A 19,458-nucleotide genomic window follows, 5' to 3' on the forward strand; every position below is an offset into this window, starting at 1 on the left:
TGTTCCTTACTTCCTTATCTGTATAATAGCACATAACCAAGAAAAAGTAAAGAGAAATCTTAAATTTTATTATAAGTTTTTAACAACTTGTACATATGAGTTTAATTCATAGAATATAATCATCTGATTTCAACGTAAGATTTGATGGGGAAAGCATTTGACATATAGAGCAGTGGCGGGTATAATAATTTTTGGTGTTTATCAAGTTAATAAATTAAATATCTCCACTGATATACATAAATGTTTGAAGTTGGGGTATTTTTTTTGCCTAGAATTACTTTCTAAGTTTGAAAAGCTAACTTGTTAAGCAAATATATAAATCTAAAACTACGACATAAGGAGAGATAACAGTGCCAGAACAAAAAAGAGAGCAATGGGGCTCTAAAATGGGATTTATTTTTGCTGCAGTAGGGTCTGCAGTCGGATTAGGCAACATATGGAGATATCCATACCTACTGTATTCTAATGGTGGAGGGGCATTTTTAATACCCTATTTTTTTGCGATATTTACTGCAGGGATTCCATTATTATTATTAGAATATGGAATGGGACATAAGTTTAGAGGATCAACACCTTTGTCTTTTGCAAGAGCAGGTAAGAAGTGGGAATGGCTTGGATGGTGGCCAAGTATAACATCTTTTATTATAATGACATATTATACAATGATTTTAAGTTGGGCAATCAACTACATATTTCTATCATTTAACCAAGCTTGGGGATCAGATGCAAATGCATTCTTTTTTGGTGATTTCTTAAAATTATCAGATGGACCTTTTGAGTTAGGTGGAATGAATTGGCCGGTTTTCTTTGGGATAACAGCCATTTGGTTTATTAATTGGTTTGTTTGTTATAAAGGTATAAAAGGCGGTATAGAAAAATTAAACAAAATATTGTTACCAACTCTTATTGGAATAATAGTTATTATTGTTATTAGAGGGATTACACTACCAGGGGCAGCCCTTGGTCTTAATACTTTATTTACACCTGACTGGTCAAAAGTAATGGATCCAATGGTTTGGATAAGAGCCTACGGACAAGTATTTTTTTCCCTTAGTTTGGCTATGGGGATAATGGTTACATACTCTAGTTATCTACCTAAAAAGTCAGATATAAATAATAGTACTTTTATGACTGCATTTGCAAACTGTGGATTTGAATTCTTAACAGCAATTGGGGTATTTGGTATTCTTGGATTTATGGCGACAAGTCAAGGGATTCCTCTTGAAGAAGTTGCTACTGAAAGTATCGGTTTAGCATTTGTTGTATTCCCACAAGTATTCTCAGCAATGGGACCGCTAGGAACTGTATTTGGAATACTATTCTTTATATGTTTGGTATTTGCTGGATTAACATCTTGTGTGTCTTTAACAGAAGCTTTCTCTGCAGCTGTTATTGATAAAACAGGCGTTTCAAGAAAGAAAATTGTTACATTTGCAGTACTTGGAGGATATTCAATAAGTGTTTTCTATGCAACAGGAGCAGGTTTATACTTCCTTGACATTATAGATGCATTTATCAATTCATACAGTATCGTTGTTGTAGGATTATTACAATCTATTGTTGTTGGTTGGTTTATTGGTGCCCATGTCATTAGAGAACATACAAACGCTGTTTCCATATTCTCTGTAGGTAAATGGTGGGAGATTATGGTTAAGTTTGTTACACCAACTGTATTAATATTTATGTTGGGACAAAGTATCATCAATGAAATAATAGAGCCATATGGTGGGTATTCAATGAAAGCCCTTCTAATATTTGGATGGGGCATCATTGCATTAATTATAATAACTTCTATTATATTAAGCAAAAGACCGTGGAGAAACAAAGCATTAGAATTACCAAAGGAGGTGGAATAGATGACAGTAACATCTATTATATTCTTCCTTTTTGGAGCAATAGTTTTATGGGGTGGATTAGCCGTAACCATAAGAAATGCAATTAAAGACAATAAGTAAATAATAAATCAGAAGTAAAAAACAAAGGGGTATATCAGGAGAAAATCTGATATGCCCCTTTAGAAGATTAAAAGGATATTTGTGGAATGAAGTTCATCCATTATGGTATAATAATTTAAAATAGTTATGGGAAAAAATATTAGAGTGACAAAGTGGACAGTAAAGACAGAGGCTATAATATATGTAAATATGAAGATATGAGGGGATAAGAGGATGGGAAGAAAGATTTTGGTTTTTCTATTGTTTTTAATTGTTATGATTACACCATTTTTTATTAGTTATAATAGTTTTAATGAAAATAATAATATTAGTAGCTTAATTGAAAATTTCGAAACACAAACGCCAGTGTTATTGGATCATTACAATATTCCTGGAGCTTCTATTTCTTTAATAGAAGATGGTGAATTAAGATGGATTGGAACGTTTGGCTTTGCGGACATTGAAAATCAACAAGAAATTAATAAGGACACTGTGTATCAAATGGCATCCATATCAAAATCAGTTACTGCCTTTGGAATAATGAAGCTTGTTGAAGAAGGGATTATAAATCTTGATGATCCTATTGAGACGTATATAACAAGGTGGCAACTTCCAGAGTCAATCTACGATAAAAGTCAAGTAACCATAAGAAGAGTACTGAGTCATACTGCGGGCTTGTCTAGAGGAGGAGGGTATCCTGGATACGAATCATTTAGTGAGTTGCCTTCTTTAGAGGAATCTTTAAGTGGTATTGGAGGAGGTTCTCAGCCAGTAGAATTAATATATGAACCTGGTACAAGATATTTTTACTCTGGTGGTGGATATAATTTACTACAATTATTAATTGAAGAAGTAACAGGACAAGATTTTGATCGTTATATGAAAGAAGTAGTACTTATTCCTATGGAAATGAAGGATAGTAGTTTCCAGTGGGAAGATTACACTGAGAGTAGAATAGGAAAGGCATATAACATAAAATTAGAGGAATTACCAAATTACTTGTTTATAGAAAAAGCAGCAGCAGGGCTCTATTCAACCATTGGTGATATAAGTCAGTTCGTTATTGCGAGTATTAATAGTTATGGAGGGGGGGATGATTTCTTACAGAAAGGAACATTAAAAGAGATGTATGAACCTGTACTAACAGTAAAAGGTTTAGAGGGTTTTATATATAAAAGTACAGCATTGGGACATTTTATTAATATGGATAACAATAATAGGCCTTTAGTTGCTCATGATGGCGGTAACAAAGGATGGCGAACCAACTTTTCATTCGTTCCAGATATTGGAGCTGGGATTGTTATTTTAACAAATGGTGACAATGGAACATACTTGATTAATGAAGCTTTAAATACTTGGTATTTTAAAGTTTATGAGGAGAAGAGAGATTTTAATAAATTGACTCATAACGTATGTGCTGTTGTATATGCAATATCTTCTGCTTTAATTTTGTGGTCTTTATTAATAATAATTCAACTATATAAAGGATATAAAAAAGGTGAATTGGTATTTTTAAAGGTCTATACAAATAAGATACACTTTATTGTAAAAATTGTAGTAAGCGTAGCATTGATTTATTTTGCTTATTTTATAGGCAAACAAATAGTGCCTATACTAGGCTTTGTAAATACTAATATAGGAAGTGTTTTTGGTATTGCTATAAATATAAGAATTATAATAGGAATAATACAAATGTTTGTTAATAAAAGAAAAATAGTGTAGATAGTTAGTGTTTTCATAAACATAAAAAGTATGTCACATGACATACTTTTTATTTGCAAAAATAGAACAAGTATTTTCAATCTCTTTAAAGGCAATACCATAACATAAACCGCACACCATTGCTGCAATATTATTATAGATATTTACTACTGTAGAAGAATCTAAATAAAAAGTCTTACAACCTATAGGTGTATTTAAAATGACCTTTGTAAAAAGTCCAATAGTTTGTATATCCAATATCCTAACAACTGCATCATTATGACATCCGAAGGTTACTAAGGCTGCTTGCCTGTTCTTAATGATTTTTGACAAAAATTTCCCATAATCATCATCAATATTAATAATATTATAATCCGTAGTCATTTCAAACAACTGTGCTTTTGTGTTAAAGTATGCTTCCATATTGGAATGAAAATCTAGATGATCTTCATAAAGATTTGTAAAGATAGCGGTATTATAATAACAACTAAAAACTCTTTTTAGTTCTAGAGCATGGGAAGACACTTCCATAACACAAAATTCTATGTTTTGTTTAAGCATATCCGAGAAAGTTTTATGAAGTTTTAAGGACTCTGGTGTGGTGTGTTGGTTGGGTGTAATGGTATTACCTATTATTGTACCTTTTGTACCAATTAAACCTATTGGTTTCTTTGCTTGGTCAAAGATATCTTTTATAAGATTAGTAGTATTGGTTTTTCCTTTGGTTCCCGTTACGCCAATTAGATTAATTTTTTTACTAGGTTCCTTGTAATAATTAGAAGCCATCTTTCCTAAAACTTCACGACAGTCTTTTACTTTTAAAACAGTGATTGAGCCATCCACTTGAACATCTTTTTCTACAATTAGGGTATTTGCTCCATTTTCCGTTGCTTTATGTATATAATTATGTCCGTCTACTGTAAATCCTGATATTGCCACAAAGGCAGTTTCTTTTAATACTTCTCTAGAATCATAATAAATACCATTGATTTCTATATCCAATTGACCTTGTATTAGAGTAAATTCAATACCACTCATAACCATATCTAAATTCATTGTATCACTCCATTAAATTATTCCTAACTTTACTGATAATATACTTTTTATATACAAACAGGGATATAGTTTAATCCCATATTTTCAGGAAAATCCATCATTAGATTCATATTTTGTATGGCTTGACCAGCAGCCCCTTTTATAAGATTATCAATAGCTACCACAATAATTAACCTATTGGTTTCTTCATTGATCTCAAAGTTTATATGACACATATTAGAAGATTTGACCCATTTTGTTTCAACATAAATGCTTTTATCAAGTATTTGTACAAAAGGTTTTGAACCATAATATTTACTATAGACTTCTTTTACACTTTCATAATCTAATTTCTTTTGTAATTTAGTATATAGTGTTACCATTAACCCTCTTTGCATAGGAACGATATGAGGTGTAAAAGTCAATTCTATTGTTTCACCAGTAAAGAACTCTATACCTTTTTGGACTTCAATGACATGAGGATGATTGTTTAATTTATAAGCTTTCATAGATTCATTTGCTTCCACATAATGTGTACCAATAGTTAAAGTCCTGCCGCCACCTGATAGGCCGCTTTTACCATCTGCAATAATATCTTTATCAATTAGAGCTTCCTTTATAAGTGGTATTAAAGCCATTAACATGGCTGTGGCATAACAACCTGGATTGGCAATGCTTTTTGCTTCTTTGATCGCTTCTTCATTCCATTCACTTAAACCATATACAAATTCGTCAGTTAAATGAAGAGATTGATGTTCTTTTCCATAGTATTTTTTATAGGACTCTTTATCCATAAACCTATAGTCGACACCAATATCAACAATCTTTACTTTCTTTAGCATATCCTCGGTTAAATGTGCCATTAATATGCCATAGGGTAGGGCAGAGAATAATAAATCTATACCATCTACCAATGTATCCCAGTCTAACTCTTGGCAGATATCTTCATTAAATCCAACAAAATTTCTATACACAAAATTATATTTTTTATCCTTATAAGAAGTAGATAGTATTTTTTTGATCATTACATTTGGATGATTGTGAAGCAAGCGTATTAATTCTTCACCAGTGTATCCAGTAGCTCCTAAAATACCCACATTTAACATCTTAGATTCCTCGTCTCATAATTGTTTTATATATGTCCTAAGCCCAAATAGCCTATAATGCAGCATATAAAAGTAATCCAACAAAATGTATGTACAATCTTTGTCTCCTGCCATCCACATTTTTCCAGATGGTGATGGTAAGGTGCAATTTTAAAAACTTTTTTATTTCTAAACCTTAAGGATGTTAGTTGTAGTATAACGGTTATTGTTTCCCATAGACAAATAATAAGAATCAATAATATCCATAAAGGTATTTGTAAACTGATCATAATAATGGCAATAGCACCTCCTAAGAATAAAGAGCCTGTATCACCTATAAAGATCTTTGCTGGGTGTTTATTATAGAATAATGTTCCTATGCAAGTGCCTGCTAAAGTAAGTATGGTGTATAAAATCGCTGAGTTCTCAACCTTCCAAGCGACTATGCCAAGAAAGGCTAACACAATAATAGCGATACCAAGAGCCAATCCGTCTAACCCATCGGTGATATTAAAACTGTTAGTGGTTGCCACTAATATAACTAGAATTAAAGCAGAATACACAATGATATTCAACTGAAGTCCACTATTTATAAAAGGAATTCTAATGGTAGTATTCATTGTGTTTGTTAAATGCAATAGTAGCACTACCAAAAAACTAATACCTGTCAATCCTAATAATTTTTCTTTAGGAGTAACCCCATCTCGAACCTTCTTAATTTTTATGTAATCATCAACAAAGCCCATTATGCCATAGAGTATGATCATCATATTTAACCATAGAAATTCCTTTGTCATAATATAATAGCCAATAGTCATAATGAACAGCACTAGATTCATTACCACGCCACCCATAGTAAGGGTATTTTTCTTGTTTTTATGTAATTCTTTAATGCAATCTTTTTTAATACTACTGTCAATTGATTTTTTCTTTTTTAAGAATCTCGTATTGGTTAAAAAGATTATAAATAGCTTCATTCCAATAATAGTTATTAGAAGGCTTGTTATAAAATAAAAAAGCAAAATAACCACCTCTATTATCATAGTATATTTAAACGTATTTCTTTATATTTTTGTTCCAGAATATAATGTTTATTCTAATTATAAATTATATCATAGCAAAGAAAGGTGAACAATTAAGAATATATTAAAGTTTCGACACTTAAATTTAAAAGTATAGTTAATTTAATAAATACATGCCCTTGTAAAGAGTTAGAGACCTTAATTTCCTTAAGAGATATTTTATAGGAATTTATTTTAAAATATATAAAATTGTGATATCATTTTAAATAAAATAAAAATCATTAAGAAGGTATTATTACTAAGATAAATAAAGCAAATATAGAAATAAGAAATTAGAATGAAGTGTATTAAGAGTTAGGTTGAGTATTCGTCAACTGGGGAGGGCTCTTGGACTAGGCAAGTCAGCAATAGAAAAAGCTACTAGGTGACAATGGAAACGTCCCCAAGTCTTGCCCAAGTCTTCCCCAAGTCTTCAGAGGCTTATTGGATGAGAGGTGTGAACTTATGGAAAAAAATAAACTAACCTATATATTATCGGTTCCTGAAAGAACCATTAAATCAGTTGTATCAATAGGTACTGGGATGACTTCTTTACTAACTAATCTCTTATTACCAAGTATAGTAAAAGATTCTATTACTTATCGAGTCACTTTTGGTATGTTACAGCAGTTTTTGATTGAGAAAGTAGCACAAGTAGAACAAAAAGAAAAAAATATCCAATTAAAAGATCATTATATGATTAGAAAAACTGCAGGATCTATTATTGAAGGGATAGGGTTAATTAGTGTTCGGTTTTCACCAGTTTGGATGTTAGCAATTTTAAGTGATATTTCTGGAGGAAGCAAAGTATATGTTAAACGATTAATGGAAGATTTGAAGAAATGTGGGCTTATTGAACAAGAAGTGAATTATGAAAATATTTATGATTTACTGGAAGGTGTTAATAGATTCTCTAATATTGGTGTTAATGCTATTGACATGCCACCTATATCAGCAAAAGATTTTAATGAGTTTAAAAAGTCTTTAGTAACGGAGTTTAGTCATGATAAAAATGCATCTCAAAAGATGTATAAGGCGTTAGAGAAGGTTTATAAAAGGATGGAAGAAGTAAGTGAAAAAGAGAAAATGTCTCTTAAGAAACTGAATGGGGCAATGACTATTGATCTTATGCTAAAAACAAGTAAAAAGGGATTGGATATTACAAGAGTAACAACTAAAACAAGTATAGATATGATTTATGAGGTTATAATCAAAAATTATATGGATTCTCTGGATAAGGTTAATCGTATAGGAAAACGTAAGTACCTTATAGAACATATGACACCTTTTATGAAGCAATTTAAAGATCATTATAAAAAAGATAAGAAAACTATAACTGAAAAAGTTTTTGGATGTTTTACAAAGAGTAAATGAAAGACGCTAGCTAAATTTTAGAGAATAATCAAAAAGGGTGAAGTTTTCAGACTATGTCAGAAAGCTTTACCCTTTTTGATTGCACCTACTCAAACAACTCAAACCCCATAGCCTTATACATAGGCCCAGTGATATACTGACTCTCAGGCAAATTATGATCCTTTTGGAATTTATTTATAGCATTATGAAAGCCTTGACCGTACTTACCGTCAACCCAACCTTGGTAATAACCAAGTTCTTTTAATCTCATTTGAACAGCATATACATCAGAACCGATATGACCAGGGCGTATGGTTCTAAAACCACTTCCAAAAGGGCCGTAAGGTCCTTTTATGATTTTAACTTTTGTGCCGTGAGGAATATAACTTTTTAAATCAGCAGCATCTTCATTATACATACGAATACAACCTTCTGAACCAGGATGACCTATACTCCAAGGTTCATCTGTGCCATGGAAGCCATATTTACCCCAAGGTACATTAAACCCCATCCAAGTGCCACCAAAACCTTCTCCCCAATCTGCTTTGGAGATGATTGACCAAGTACCAATGGGGGAGGGGGTGCTGTATTTTCCTCCTGAACATAGGTATTGTTTGTAGAGTTCATTGTCTTTAAAAACATTAACGGTATAATCATCTAAATCAACAATTATGTAATAAGGATTGGATTCTTGATAATTCATTTTAAATACTTGTGCTAGACCATTGCTAGTATACTTAATAGATAAAAAATTGAAAAAAAGCAAGGCAAGCATTAAAGATAAAACTTTCAGAAGTAGAAGGTTTTGTTTTGCGATTTTTGATTTAGATGGTTTTGATGTAAGTATATTTCTTAATCTCATAAAATCACCTTTTTTATATACGATATTTAATCATATGAATTTTTAACTTGGATAATGACATAATATAAGTATATTTATAAAGGAGGTTTTTAAGATGAGTAAAGGCAATGGATTTAGTAGTATGACACCAGATGCAGCAAAAGATAAGTACAAAAGAGATGAAGCAAATCAGGGCGATCCAATGAGTGGCGTATTGAGACACAAACAAAAGCAAGAAAGTAATAATAGAATCATGAAAAAAGATAGAACATAATTCCATGTTTTGTGATAGAATAGTTTGAAGTATTTAATTGGTTATACTATAATTAGAGTAAGGGAAGGCTAACTGACTTTCCTTATTACATAAAGGAGGAATGAATATGTCACCAGAGAAATTATTAGAAGACTTTAAAAATTGGGCTGTTGTAGGTGTTTCAGCAGACAAAGAAAGATATGGATATAAGATTTATAAAAAGTTGAAAGCTCATGGGTACAATGTTTTTGGCATTAATCCAGGAATACAAGAGTTAGATGGAGATAAAGTATACAAAAGCTTAAAAGACTTACCAGAAAAAGTAGATGTAGTAAACTTTGTAGTTAACCCTAAAATCGGTATAAGTGTCGTAGAAGACTGTGCAGCAGAAGGGGTTAAATATATTTGGCTTCAACCAGGCACTGTTAGTGATGAAGTATTAGAATTAGCTAGTGAAAAGGAAATAGAAGCTGTTCAAGCTTGTGTATTAGTGGGATTGAGCTATAAAGATCAAAATAAATAATTAGTTGAATAACTTGATGATCAGCACAAATACACATATAAGGATTAAAACTGGTAATATAGCGGCAAATATAATTGGAATTATGATAAGTGATAATATAAATCCGAGTAATGAAAAAATAATTTTTAATGCTACTGATGATATAGAGAAAACCAGTTTTAAAATAATGTAAAGCACAAGTAATCCTATTATTAAATGCATAATATCCCTCCAAATGATTAAGTGTATACTAGTATTATAAGAGGGTAAGATTAAAAAGCGATGTAAATAAGATTAGAATTTCATTAGAAACCACCTTGATGTTAAATTTAGGTGGATTTTCTTTTATTCATAGGAAGTAGTACTTTTCTATAACGTAAAAAAAGGTGGTTTTAAACCACCTTAAATTTTATTATCTAGGTTTGCTTACAAATATTTGAGTGAACATATTACCATATTGTCCACCTTCTTGGATCCCAATACCAACATGGGTATAGTCAGGACTTAAGATATTTTTTCTATGTCCTGGGGAGTTCATTAGTGCTTCATGGGCAGCAGCAACATCTCTATTACCTGCAATATTTTCACCTGCTTGTACATAACTTACATTAAAGCTTTGTAACATATCAAAAGGACTTCCGTAAGTTGGAGAGTTATGGCTAAAGTAGTTGTTGTCTATCATATCTTGTGATTTAATTCTTGAAACATTAACAACTTCCATGTCCATTTCTAAAGGTGGTACATTGTTTGCAGCTCTAGCTTCGTTGACTAGGTTTAACATTTGTTGTTCTGCTTGTGTAGGGGATGATGCCATTTCACCAGTGTTGTTTGTATTAGGACTTGTTGTCCCTGGTGTGTTTGCCGGACCAGTTTGGTCTATTGGATTATCTTCAGTACCAGTTGGTTCTGGTTTTGGTTCTGTTTCATCAGGTACAACTGGTGTAACTTGTTCTTTTGGTACAAATCCAATTTGTTCTTCTGGTAATCTTACAGCATACCAATTTTCTACTTCGTTTATTACTTCTAACTGGTCATTTTGAGCATTTTCTTGAAGTACTGGTGCATCTGTTGAACAACCAGATCTAATGTTGGCAGTATCTGCTGTAACTTTTACTCTAGATATTGGACCAGTTCCTGACAATGATGATTCAACACCTGGTACAGGATCTCTGGCACAAGCGAATAAAAACATTGTAGATATTAATGCACATGCTAAAATAATTTTTTTCATTTATTGTATTCCTCCTTGGATTCTAATAGAAAAATTTCTAATGGTAGTATTCTAAGAAAGGATAATTATTATACTTTTTTTGAAAAAAAACAAAGAAATCTTGTAAAATTTAATATTTTAGTTTACTATAATTTATAGGAAAAAAGTAAGGTTGTATCAGTTTAGATTACCTTATATGTTAAGTAATAGGAGAAAGGGAGATACATAAATGATTAAAACTAGTTTATGGTTTGTTAATTTTGTACTATATCAAATTTTAAGTTTATTTTTTCTATTTAAGTACAAGGTTTTAATTAAAATAGGCAAAGAAGAACGTGCAAAAAAATACTTACATAAGGTTACAACTAGATGGGCAAGAAACATGGTTAAATCCACAGGGTCTAAAATTAATGTTATTGGCTTAGATAATGTACCAAAAGATGAAAATGTATTGTTTGTTAGCAATCATCAAGGTAATTTTGATATTCCTTTGTTATTAGGTTATCTACCAACGGCTGTTGGGTTTGTTGCAAAAGTTGAGTTGCAAAAAGTACCAGTGGTTAGAACTTGGATGGCATTAATGAAATGTGTTTTTATTGACAGAAAGGATCCAAGACACTCTTTGCAAGCCATCATAACAGGAATCAACTATTTAAAAGAAGGTCATTCCATGGTTATATTCCCTGAGGGAACAAGAAGTAAAAGAGATGAAGTAGGGGAGTTTAAAGCAGGAAGTATGAAAATGGCTTTAAAGTCTAATGTGAAAATTGTACCCATTACCATTGATGGTAGTTATAAAATGTTAGAAGAGCATAATAAAATTAAAAAAGTGAATGTGAATTTGATTATACATCCACCAATTGATATTAATGCATTAGAAAAAGAAGAAGCTAAGAACCTACACGAGTATATAAGAAATATCATTATAAATAAATAATATTCTATACAAAAGATCCCTTATACATAGTACGGTATAAGGGATCTTTTATTATACTAATTTAGTTGTCCAAGACTCACAATTCCATACTTCAGTTACAACATCATTATAGAACTCAGGTTCATGACATATGATTAATAAACTGCCTTTATATGCTTTCAATGCTCTTTTTAATTCTTCTTTTGCATCTACATCAAGATGGTTTGTAGGCTCATCTAGAACAAGGAAGTTTGTTTCTTGATTAATTAATTTGCACAAACGTACTTTTGCTTGTTCACCACCACTTAAAACCATCACTTTGCTTTCTATATGTTTTGTTGTTAAACCACATTTTGCAAGGGCAGCACGCACTTCATATTGTGTATAAGATGGGAAAACTTGCCATACTTCATCGATACAAGAATTTGTATTGCCTTTTGCTGTTTCTTGTTCAAAGTAGCCAATATGTAAGTAATCACCAAGGGTTACGGACCCAGACAAACTTTTAATCTGTCCAAGAATACTTTTTAATAAAGTTGTTTTACCAAGGCCATTAGCGCCTACTAAAGCAATTTTTTGACCACGTTCCATAGTAAGGTTTAGTGGTTTAGTAAGAGGTTCATCGTATCCAATGACCAAATCATTTGCCTCAAATAATACTTTTCCTGAAGCTCTTGCTTGTTTGAAGTTAAACTCTGGTTTTGGCTTGTCTCTTGCAAGTTCTATAACATCCATTTTATCCAATTTCTTCTGGCGTGACATAGCCATATTTCTTGTTGAAACTCTGGCTTTATTTCTAGCAACAAAGTCTTTTAATTCAGAAATTTCTTGTTGTTGTTTTTTATATGCTGATTCTAACTGTTGTTTTTTTACTTCGTATACTTTCATATATTCATCATAATCACCCACATAGCGGTTTAGCTCTTGATTCTCCATATGGTAGATTAAGTTAATTACGCTATTAAGAAAAGGGATATCATGAGAAATTAACACAAAAGCATTTTCATAGTTTTGCAAATATCTTTTTAGCCATTCAATATGTTGTTCATCTAAATAGTTGGTAGGCTCATCTAATAGAAGAATATCTGGTTTTTCTAATAAGAGTTTACCTAATAATACTTTTGTTCTTTGACCACCACTTAAGTCTGTAACGTCTTTATCTAAACCAATATCTTCTAATCCTAAAGCACGACCAATTTCTTCAACTTTAGAATCAATGGTGTAAAAGTCATTACTCATAAGAATATCTTGAATTGTGCCAAGGTCAGCAAGCATGTTTTCTAATTCATCAGGGTCTGCATCTGCCATTTTATCACATATGGCATTCATTTCAGTTTCTAAATCAAATAGGTACTGAAATGCGGTTTTTAATACATCACGAATGGTCATTCCTTTTTCTAAAGAAGTATGTTGGTCTAAATAACCAACACGTACACGTTTTGACCATTCAACAGTTCCTGCGTCAGGTTCAAGTTTACCTGTGATAATGTTCATAAAAGTGGATTTACCTTCACCATTGGCACCAACTAGTCCAATATGTTCCCCTTTCAATAATCTAAAAGAGACATTATTAAAGATAGCACGGTCACCAAAACCGTGACTTAGATTTTTTACATTTAAAATACTCATTGCTTATACTCCTTATCTAGTTAAATTACAATAATGAAATTATATAATATATAGAAACATTTTCATAGTAGAAAAATTTATAAATTAGCTTCGATAACTTTAATTAAACTAATTCTAAAAGAATCATCTTGAGCAGATGTTCTTTTTTTTGGACCTTTTGGTCGATTGCCATGTCGTCGGTTGGTTTTTGAAAGATGTCTTTGAAATAAAAGCAAATCAATATTATCATCAGTATAGATAAAACCATCTTGATTAAGGACAATTGCTTTTTTTGAAAGAGAGATAGAAGCAACACCGTAGTCTTGAGAGATAACCAAATCCCCACTTTTAATAGAACCAATTAAAGCAAAATCAGCACTATCTCTACCTTTGTCTACAGTCACTACTTTACAATAATCATTTTTATATATATGAGAAGTATCAAAAAACATAATAACTTCTAAATTATACTTTTTTGCTATATTAATTATAATATCTTTTACTGGACAAGCATCGGCATCAACTAATATCTTCATTATTCCAACTCACTTTAACAATATTTATTAGTATAAAGATTATACCTTTGAGATATAGTATAATAGGTTAGTAATATTAATGCAAAGAAAAAAATAAAAAAATTGTATCTGAAAAAACTAAAAAAAGAATTAAAAGGAAAATAAAACTGCAAAACAGGGGATTGCATTTTATGGGGTATTATGGTAATATATATTATGTATACAAAAATACACAGTAAACAACATTGTCTAGAAGATCTTATAGGTAATGAAAGTTTACTAATATTAAGGTGTAATTCTTATTTGTAAGAAGTCAATAAGAGTTAAGAAGAAGTTAATTTCATATTAGGCAATGTGAAAAATTTAACTTGTAAGTAATTAACCATCTTATGGTTTTTTGTTTTTAGCAAATTAGTAATTACATATGTGAATATATGAATTGAATTCGTAATTACGAATTTGCCTCATGGAGTTGAAAGTATCCCTTGCTAATTAGCAAAACTTACTGCTTCATTAGTAACATAGTCAAAATATAATAGCAAATATAATTTTATGGAGGGTTTAACGATGAGCGAATTTCTTAAAAAATTAAGTTTAAGTGATGATGTAGCAACTATAGTAAACAGCAGTTCAAATGTAATTATACCTCAAAGTCGTCAACATCTTTTAGATCTAGCATTAGTTGGAGAGAAAGATGGGATTTTTGAAGTAGGTTATGACGTTCCTAATAAAGGGTATGTTCCAGAAGTAACAATTACAAAATGTAAAAATGGAGCAGTTGTTAATTACATTGATACTTATATGAGAAGAAGAGATCCTAACTGTATGTTAGTTGCAGATGCAAAAGAAACTGACAAAGAAAAATATGAAGAGAGATTTGGAGAAAGCTTCGATGCTCTTAGACAAGATACAATTGAATGGTTTAAAGGACAAGAAATAATCTTAATGCCTTTTATGGCTGGAGATGAAAAATTAGGATATCCAGCAATTTTAGTTGCACCAGCAAATGCAGGATTTTTTGCAGCTGGGTTAGCAGACTTACAAGGATTTATTAAAGAAAGTGATATTACTGAAGGTTTCAAGCCTAGATCAGTTATTTACTTGGCTCCACCATATAGACATACACATTTTGATGGTAAACAAGTAGTAGTTCATAATAGATTAGACGATGTACATGAAGTATTCTCATTTAATCTTTATCCAGGACCAAGTGCTAAAAAAGGTATCTATGGCGTATTATTAAACTTAGGTGAATTAGAAGGATGGACAACAGTACATGCTTCTACAGTTAAAGTAACAACACCATATGATAACACTGTAACAATTATGCACGAAGGCGCTAGTGGTGGCGGAAAAAGTGAAATGATTGAAGAAGCTCATAGACAATCAGATGGTAGAATTTTATTTGGTACAAATCAAGTGACAGAAGAGTGTGTTTTTGTTGAATTAAAAGACACTTGTGAACTTAACCCTGTTACAGATGATATGGGATTATGCCATCCAGAATTACAAAAAGACAATAAAAAATTAGTAGTTAAAGATGCGGAAGCTGGTTGGTTCTTAAGATTTGACCACATTAAAAAATATGGTACTTCACCACACCATGAAAAATTATGTATTCATCCACCAGAGCCATTAATCTTTATGAATATGGAAGCTTCTCCAGGGTCAACTTGCTTAATATGGGAACATATTATGGATGAGCCAGGAAAACCTTGCCCTAACCCACGTGTTATTATGCCAAGAAGCTTTGTTCCTGGTGTAGTAGCAGAAGAAGTTGAAGTTGATGTTAGAAGTTTTGGATTTAGAGCACCAGTTTGTACAAAAGAAAATCCTACTTATGGTATTGTAGGAAGTATGCATGTTCTTCCTCCAGCACTTGCTTGGTTATGGCGTTTAGTAGCTCCAAGAGGGCATGCAAACCCAAGTATTGTTGATACAGAAGGAATGACTAGTGAAGGTGTTGGATCTTACTGGCCTTTTGCAACTGGAAAAATGGTTGATCAAGCAAACCTTTTATTAGATCAAATTGTAAATACACCTAATACTAGATTTGTTCTTATGCCAAATCAACATATAGGAGCATACAAAGTTGGATTTAATCCACAATGGATTGGTAGAGAATTTTTAGCAAGAAGAGGAAGTGCTAAATTCAAACCAGAACAATTAACACCTGCAAGAGCAACTATCTTAGGATATGCTTTAAATAAATTAAAAGTTGACGGTGTAGATATTCCAAAAGGATTATTACAAACAAATCTTCAATTAGAAGTTGGAGAAGAAGGTTATGATGCAGGAGCAAAAATATTAGTTGATTTCTTCAAAAAAGAACTTAAAAAATACTTATCACCAGATCTTAACCCATTAGGAAAAGAAATTATTGAATGTTGTTTAAATGATGGAACAATTGAAGATTATTTAAAATTCATTCCAATGAAATAATAGTAATAAAAAGTCGTAGCTAAGAGCTACGGCTTTTTATATACTAGGAAACTGACAGTTTCCTAGTATATAAAAAAATTTGATTAAAGCTTAATGCCTATGAACAAATCCACTTCACTGAAGATGGTGTAATGGGTTATAGATGTGACGAAGTCACTTTAATCAAGAAAAAAAGAATAAGTTTGTAGAATTTAGTTGACAATAATATAGTAAAAAGATAAAATAAGAAAAAGTTTTTATGAAAGAGGTTAGGGTAAGTATGAACAAAAGAAAATTAGTATATGTTCCAGTAGGGGTTGTAATGTTATTATGCTTAGGGACAGTGTACTCTTGGAGCGTATTTAGAACGCCATTAGAACAATTATTTAATATTGATGCAACACAAAGTGGGTTACCCTATATGTTTTTCTTAGCATTTTATGCTCTATTAATGCCTATAACAGGAGGGTTTATAGAGAAGTATGGACCTAAAATAATCGTTCTAGTAGGTGGTTTGTTTGTAGGTTTAGGTTGGGTAATTGCAGGTTTTACAACCAATATATACATATTTACCTTAGCGTATGGTATTCTTGGAGGTAGTGGTGTAGGAATCGTTTATGGGGTTCCTTTGAGCGTTGTTACCAAATGGTTTCCTGAGAAAAAAGGCTTCCTTGTAGGTATTATTTTACTCGGTTTTGGTTTATCTCCGTTTATAACGGCACCATTAGCATTACATCTTATAGAAGTTTATGGCGTTATGAATGCATTTAAAATATTAGGATTAGCATTTTTAATTATTGTACCTCTCCTTGGTTTGTTTTTAGAATTTCCTCCTAAGGCGGAGATGACAAAGACAACAGTTATCAAAAGAGGAGAAATTCTTATAGAATTAATTAAAAGTAAAAACTTTATAGGATTATGTATTTGTTTTATGTTTGGAACATTGGTAGGGCTGATGATGATTGGGATTACTAGTCCAGTTGGAAGGGAAATCATAAATTTATCTCCTGAAAGAAGTGCCATGTTTGTATCAATTTTTTCTATATTTAACGGCATTGGAAGACCTCTTTTTGGATCACTAACTGATAAATATGGACCTAAGAAAGCAGCCATTACGTCATATACACTTATTATGATAGCTTCTATATTAATGATATTTGCAACAGAAGGTTCAATTGTAATTTTTGTTATTGCATTTTCATTATATTTTATGAATTTAGGAGGTTGGTTAGCAATAGCACCAACATCTACAGCTATATACTTTGGACAAACTAATTATAGTCAAAATTATGGTTATGTATTTACATTTTATGGTATTGGAGCTGTAATAGGAACTTTATTGTCTGGTGAGATAAGAAGTATTTTTGGGACCTATAGTTATGTTTTTCCTATTATAGTAGTGGTAGCTCTTTTAGGAATTATAACTTCCCTAATTTTTTTCAAAGATGAAAAAGACACTATAATAGTGGAATAGTATCAAAAAAAAACTATAGCTTTTTGGAGCTATAGTTTTTTTATATTATTTTGGAGTCCTACTATAATCACCTCTATAAAAGTTAAAATAAATGCAGAGGCATTATTGAGATAAATTTTTAATAATAGGCCTTATCTATGAATATAACTGTATAAATAGAAGATAGAGTTGGCTAAATATAAGCACATTTCACTTGGAAAAATCATATTTATAAATTAGAGTAGAAAAGGAGTGTGTAATGTGGTGCATAAAAAATATGATAAAAATTATTACGATTACTATTATTATCAAAAAGATCTAGATGAGAAAAGATATCCAGTTTATTATATGAGCAATTATGATTATGAAAATAGTGATACAGATAGAGATAATGATCTTCTTGAACCAAGAGATCCATTATCTCCACCACCAATACATGAAAGACCATTAGATGAGCCGAATCAAAGACTAATGAACCAAAGACCTATAGGACAACAACCACCAATGGGGAGTCCTCAGATAGATCAACCACCAATTGGTAGACCACAGGTAGGCCAGCCTCAAGTAGATCAACCTCCAGTAGGTCAACCACCTTTTGCACAACCACCAGTGGATGAACCAATAATATTACAGCCACCGGTAAACGGAGTGCCAGGAGTACAGCCAGGAGTGCAACCACCAGTAAATGGCGTGCCAGGAGTACAGCCAGGAGTGCAACCACCAGTAAATGGCGTGCCAGGAGTACAGCCAGGGGTGCAACCACCAGTAAATGGCGTACCAGGAGTACAGCCAGGAGTGCAACCGCCAGTAAATGGCGTACCAGGAGTACAGCCAGGGGTGCAACCACCAGTAAATGGCGTACCAGGAGTACAGCCAGGAGTGCAACCACCGGTAAATGGAAGACCTGGCGTATTTCCACCTATTGATCTAACGCCGCCAGACCCACGACAGATTGATCAACCACCTATCAATATAGCTCCAGAGATGAGACCTGGATATCCTACACCAATTCGACCCATTTATAATCATATGGAAGACGAATTCTTTTATAGAGAAGATGATTATTATATGATGGACGATGAAAGATTTGATAATCCAATGAACCAACCACCTATGATTACCCCAAATATGGAAATGAGACAGTATAGAACATTAGATGAAGCATTAGATTTAATGAGAGAAGCCATATTGTTAGAAAGAGATAAAGAGCTTTTATATAATTTCTTATTAAGAGAATCCCCAGATGAAGCACAAAGAGATCTTATTCTAGATATTAGAAATGATGAAATTAAGCATATAGAGATGTTTAAAAGTATTTATTCAGAATTTACAGGTGAAACTATTGAAGTGCCAGAAGTGTTGGATTTCGTAGAACCTTTAACCTTCCTTGAAGGCATACAAATTGCTTTACTAGATGAATTAGAATCTTTAGAACAATATCGTGATATTAGAGCAGGCTTAGATGATAGATATCATAGGGATATTTTATTTGAGATAATTACAGATGAACTAGAGCATGCTGATAAATTAAATTATTTAATTATTTTAAATAGATAGAATTAAAAAAATC

At 31.8% G+C, this 19,458-nt stretch carries 17 protein-coding genes; 10 read left to right on the plus strand and 7 right to left on the minus strand.

Annotation, left to right across the window (positions count from 1 at the left end; genetic code table 11):
- The first annotated feature begins 350 nt into the window (after positions 1–350).
- The 3 genes from EDC18_RS04020 (at position 351) to EDC18_RS04030 (ending at position 3,656) form a co-directional block, all read left to right on the plus strand.
- Positions 351–1,856: a sodium-dependent transporter gene (locus EDC18_RS04020; RefSeq protein WP_132250541.1), complete on the plus strand. Its 1,506-nt coding sequence runs from the start codon at positions 351–353 to the stop codon at positions 1,854–1,856.
- Positions 1,857–1,955: a MetS family NSS transporter small subunit gene (locus EDC18_RS04025; protein ID WP_132250543.1), complete on the plus strand. Its 99-nt coding sequence runs from the start codon at positions 1,857–1,859 to the stop codon at positions 1,953–1,955.
- A gap of 213 nt (positions 1,956–2,168) precedes the next feature.
- The gene (locus tag EDC18_RS04030; RefSeq protein ID WP_132250545.1) at positions 2,169–3,656 is read left to right on the plus strand and encodes a serine hydrolase domain-containing protein; all 1,488 of its coding nucleotides are present in this window, start codon (positions 2,169–2,171) and stop codon (positions 3,654–3,656) included.
- Positions 3,657–3,689: 33 nt separating this feature from the next.
- On the opposite strand, the gene EDC18_RS04035 is transcribed toward EDC18_RS04030, so the two are convergent.
- The 3 genes from EDC18_RS04035 to mraY are packed head-to-tail and all read right to left on the minus strand — an operon-like array spanning position 3,690 to position 6,777.
- Positions 3,690–4,691, minus strand: coding sequence for a Mur ligase family protein (locus EDC18_RS04035; RefSeq protein ID WP_132250547.1), 1,002 nt, complete (start codon positions 4,689–4,691; stop codon positions 3,690–3,692).
- Between the two features lie 47 nt (positions 4,692–4,738).
- Positions 4,739–5,776: an N-acetyl-gamma-glutamyl-phosphate reductase gene (gene argC, locus EDC18_RS04040; RefSeq protein WP_132250549.1), complete on the minus strand. Its 1,038-nt coding sequence runs from the start codon at positions 5,774–5,776 to the stop codon at positions 4,739–4,741.
- 26 nt (positions 5,777–5,802) lie between these two features.
- Positions 5,803–6,777 carry a phospho-N-acetylmuramoyl-pentapeptide-transferase gene (mraY, locus tag EDC18_RS04045; protein WP_165878471.1) on the minus strand — a complete coding sequence of 325 codons (975 nt, stop codon included), beginning with the start codon at positions 6,775–6,777 and terminating at the stop codon, positions 5,803–5,805.
- 504 nt (positions 6,778–7,281) lie between these two features.
- Here mraY and EDC18_RS04050 point away from each other — a divergent pair.
- Positions 7,282–8,190 carry a hypothetical protein gene (locus tag EDC18_RS04050; RefSeq protein ID WP_132250553.1) on the plus strand — a complete coding sequence of 303 codons (909 nt, stop codon included), beginning with the start codon at positions 7,282–7,284 and terminating at the stop codon, positions 8,188–8,190.
- A gap of 85 nt (positions 8,191–8,275) precedes the next feature.
- Here the strand turns inward: EDC18_RS04050 and EDC18_RS04055 are convergent, their stop codons facing one another.
- Complete coding sequence (locus tag EDC18_RS04055; RefSeq protein ID WP_132250555.1) at positions 8,276–9,031, minus strand: L,D-transpeptidase family protein; 756 nt, start codon at positions 9,029–9,031, stop codon at positions 8,276–8,278.
- Between the two features lie 94 nt (positions 9,032–9,125).
- Here EDC18_RS04055 and EDC18_RS14495 point away from each other — a divergent pair, with 94 nt between their 5' ends.
- The gene (locus EDC18_RS14495) at positions 9,126–9,284 is read left to right on the plus strand and encodes a hypothetical protein (RefSeq protein WP_165878472.1); all 159 of its coding nucleotides are present in this window, start codon (positions 9,126–9,128) and stop codon (positions 9,282–9,284) included.
- A 106-nt stretch (positions 9,285–9,390) separates the two neighbouring features.
- Positions 9,391–9,786 (plus strand): CoA-binding protein, encoded by a 396-nt coding sequence (locus tag EDC18_RS04060; protein ID WP_132250557.1) that lies wholly within the window; start codon positions 9,391–9,393, stop codon positions 9,784–9,786.
- Between the two features lie 391 nt (positions 9,787–10,177).
- On the opposite strand, the gene EDC18_RS04065 is transcribed toward EDC18_RS04060, so the two are convergent.
- Entirely contained in the window at positions 10,178–10,996 is an 819-nt protein-coding gene (locus tag EDC18_RS04065; RefSeq protein ID WP_207669162.1) for a CAP domain-containing protein, read from the minus strand.
- Between the two features lie 208 nt (positions 10,997–11,204).
- On the opposite strand from EDC18_RS04065, the gene EDC18_RS04070 reads away from it, so the two are divergent.
- On the plus strand, positions 11,205–11,912 hold the full coding sequence (locus EDC18_RS04070) for a lysophospholipid acyltransferase family protein (protein ID WP_243115052.1): 708 nt from the start codon (positions 11,205–11,207) through the stop codon (positions 11,910–11,912).
- A gap of 51 nt (positions 11,913–11,963) precedes the next feature.
- On the opposite strand, the gene EDC18_RS04075 is transcribed toward EDC18_RS04070, so the two are convergent.
- Positions 11,964–13,520: an ABC-F family ATP-binding cassette domain-containing protein gene (locus EDC18_RS04075; RefSeq protein ID WP_132250559.1), complete on the minus strand. Its 1,557-nt coding sequence runs from the start codon at positions 13,518–13,520 to the stop codon at positions 11,964–11,966.
- Positions 13,521–13,597: 77 nt separating this feature from the next.
- Positions 13,598–14,035 (minus strand): YaiI/YqxD family protein, encoded by a 438-nt coding sequence (locus tag EDC18_RS04080; protein ID WP_132250561.1) that lies wholly within the window; start codon positions 14,033–14,035, stop codon positions 13,598–13,600.
- A gap of 546 nt (positions 14,036–14,581) precedes the next feature.
- Between EDC18_RS04080 and EDC18_RS04085 the strand changes: the two genes are divergently transcribed.
- The 3 genes from EDC18_RS04085 (at position 14,582) to EDC18_RS04095 (ending at position 19,445) form a co-directional block, all read left to right on the plus strand.
- Positions 14,582–16,456 carry a DUF4914 family protein gene (locus tag EDC18_RS04085; protein WP_132250563.1) on the plus strand — a complete coding sequence of 625 codons (1,875 nt, stop codon included), beginning with the start codon at positions 14,582–14,584 and terminating at the stop codon, positions 16,454–16,456.
- Positions 16,457–16,715: 259 nt separating this feature from the next.
- The gene (locus EDC18_RS04090) at positions 16,716–17,909 is read left to right on the plus strand and encodes an L-lactate MFS transporter (protein WP_207669163.1); all 1,194 of its coding nucleotides are present in this window, start codon (positions 16,716–16,718) and stop codon (positions 17,907–17,909) included.
- Positions 17,910–18,149: 240 nt separating this feature from the next.
- Positions 18,150–19,445 carry a ferritin family protein gene (locus EDC18_RS04095; protein WP_132250567.1) on the plus strand — a complete coding sequence of 432 codons (1,296 nt, stop codon included), beginning with the start codon at positions 18,150–18,152 and terminating at the stop codon, positions 19,443–19,445.
- Positions 19,446–19,458: the final 13 nt, after the last annotated feature.

Source organism: Natranaerovirga pectinivora (assembly GCF_004342165.1).
GTDB classification, from domain to species: Bacteria; Bacillota; Clostridia; order Lachnospirales; family DSM-24629; genus Natranaerovirga; species Natranaerovirga pectinivora.

Coding starts and splice junctions, on each gene's coding strand:
- EDC18_RS04025 (WP_132250543.1), top strand. CDS start 1,857: ATGACAGTAACATCTATTATATTCTTCCTTTTTGGAGCAATAGTTTTA.
- EDC18_RS04030 (WP_132250545.1), top strand. CDS start 2,169: ATGGGAAGAAAGATTTTGGTTTTTCTATTGTTTTTAATTGTTATGATT.
- EDC18_RS04035 (WP_132250547.1), bottom strand. CDS start 4,691: ATGAATTTAGATATGGTTATGAGTGGTATTGAATTTACTCTAATACAA.
- argC (WP_132250549.1), bottom strand. CDS start 5,776: ATGTTAAATGTGGGTATTTTAGGAGCTACTGGATACACTGGTGAAGAA.
- EDC18_RS04050 (WP_132250553.1), top strand. CDS start 7,282: ATGGAAAAAAATAAACTAACCTATATATTATCGGTTCCTGAAAGAACC.
- EDC18_RS04055 (WP_132250555.1), bottom strand. CDS start 9,031: ATGAGATTAAGAAATATACTTACATCAAAACCATCTAAATCAAAAATC.
- EDC18_RS14495 (WP_165878472.1), top strand. CDS start 9,126: ATGAGTAAAGGCAATGGATTTAGTAGTATGACACCAGATGCAGCAAAA.
- EDC18_RS04060 (WP_132250557.1), top strand. CDS start 9,391: ATGTCACCAGAGAAATTATTAGAAGACTTTAAAAATTGGGCTGTTGTA.
- EDC18_RS04065 (WP_207669162.1), bottom strand. CDS start 10,996: ATGAAAAAAATTATTTTAGCATGTGCATTAATATCTACAATGTTTTTA.
- EDC18_RS04070 (WP_243115052.1), top strand. CDS start 11,205: ATGATTAAAACTAGTTTATGGTTTGTTAATTTTGTACTATATCAAATT.
- EDC18_RS04075 (WP_132250559.1), bottom strand. CDS start 13,520: ATGAGTATTTTAAATGTAAAAAATCTAAGTCACGGTTTTGGTGACCGT.
- EDC18_RS04080 (WP_132250561.1), bottom strand. CDS start 14,035: ATGAAGATATTAGTTGATGCCGATGCTTGTCCAGTAAAAGATATTATA.
- EDC18_RS04085 (WP_132250563.1), top strand. CDS start 14,582: ATGAGCGAATTTCTTAAAAAATTAAGTTTAAGTGATGATGTAGCAACT.
- EDC18_RS04090 (WP_207669163.1), top strand. CDS start 16,716: ATGAACAAAAGAAAATTAGTATATGTTCCAGTAGGGGTTGTAATGTTA.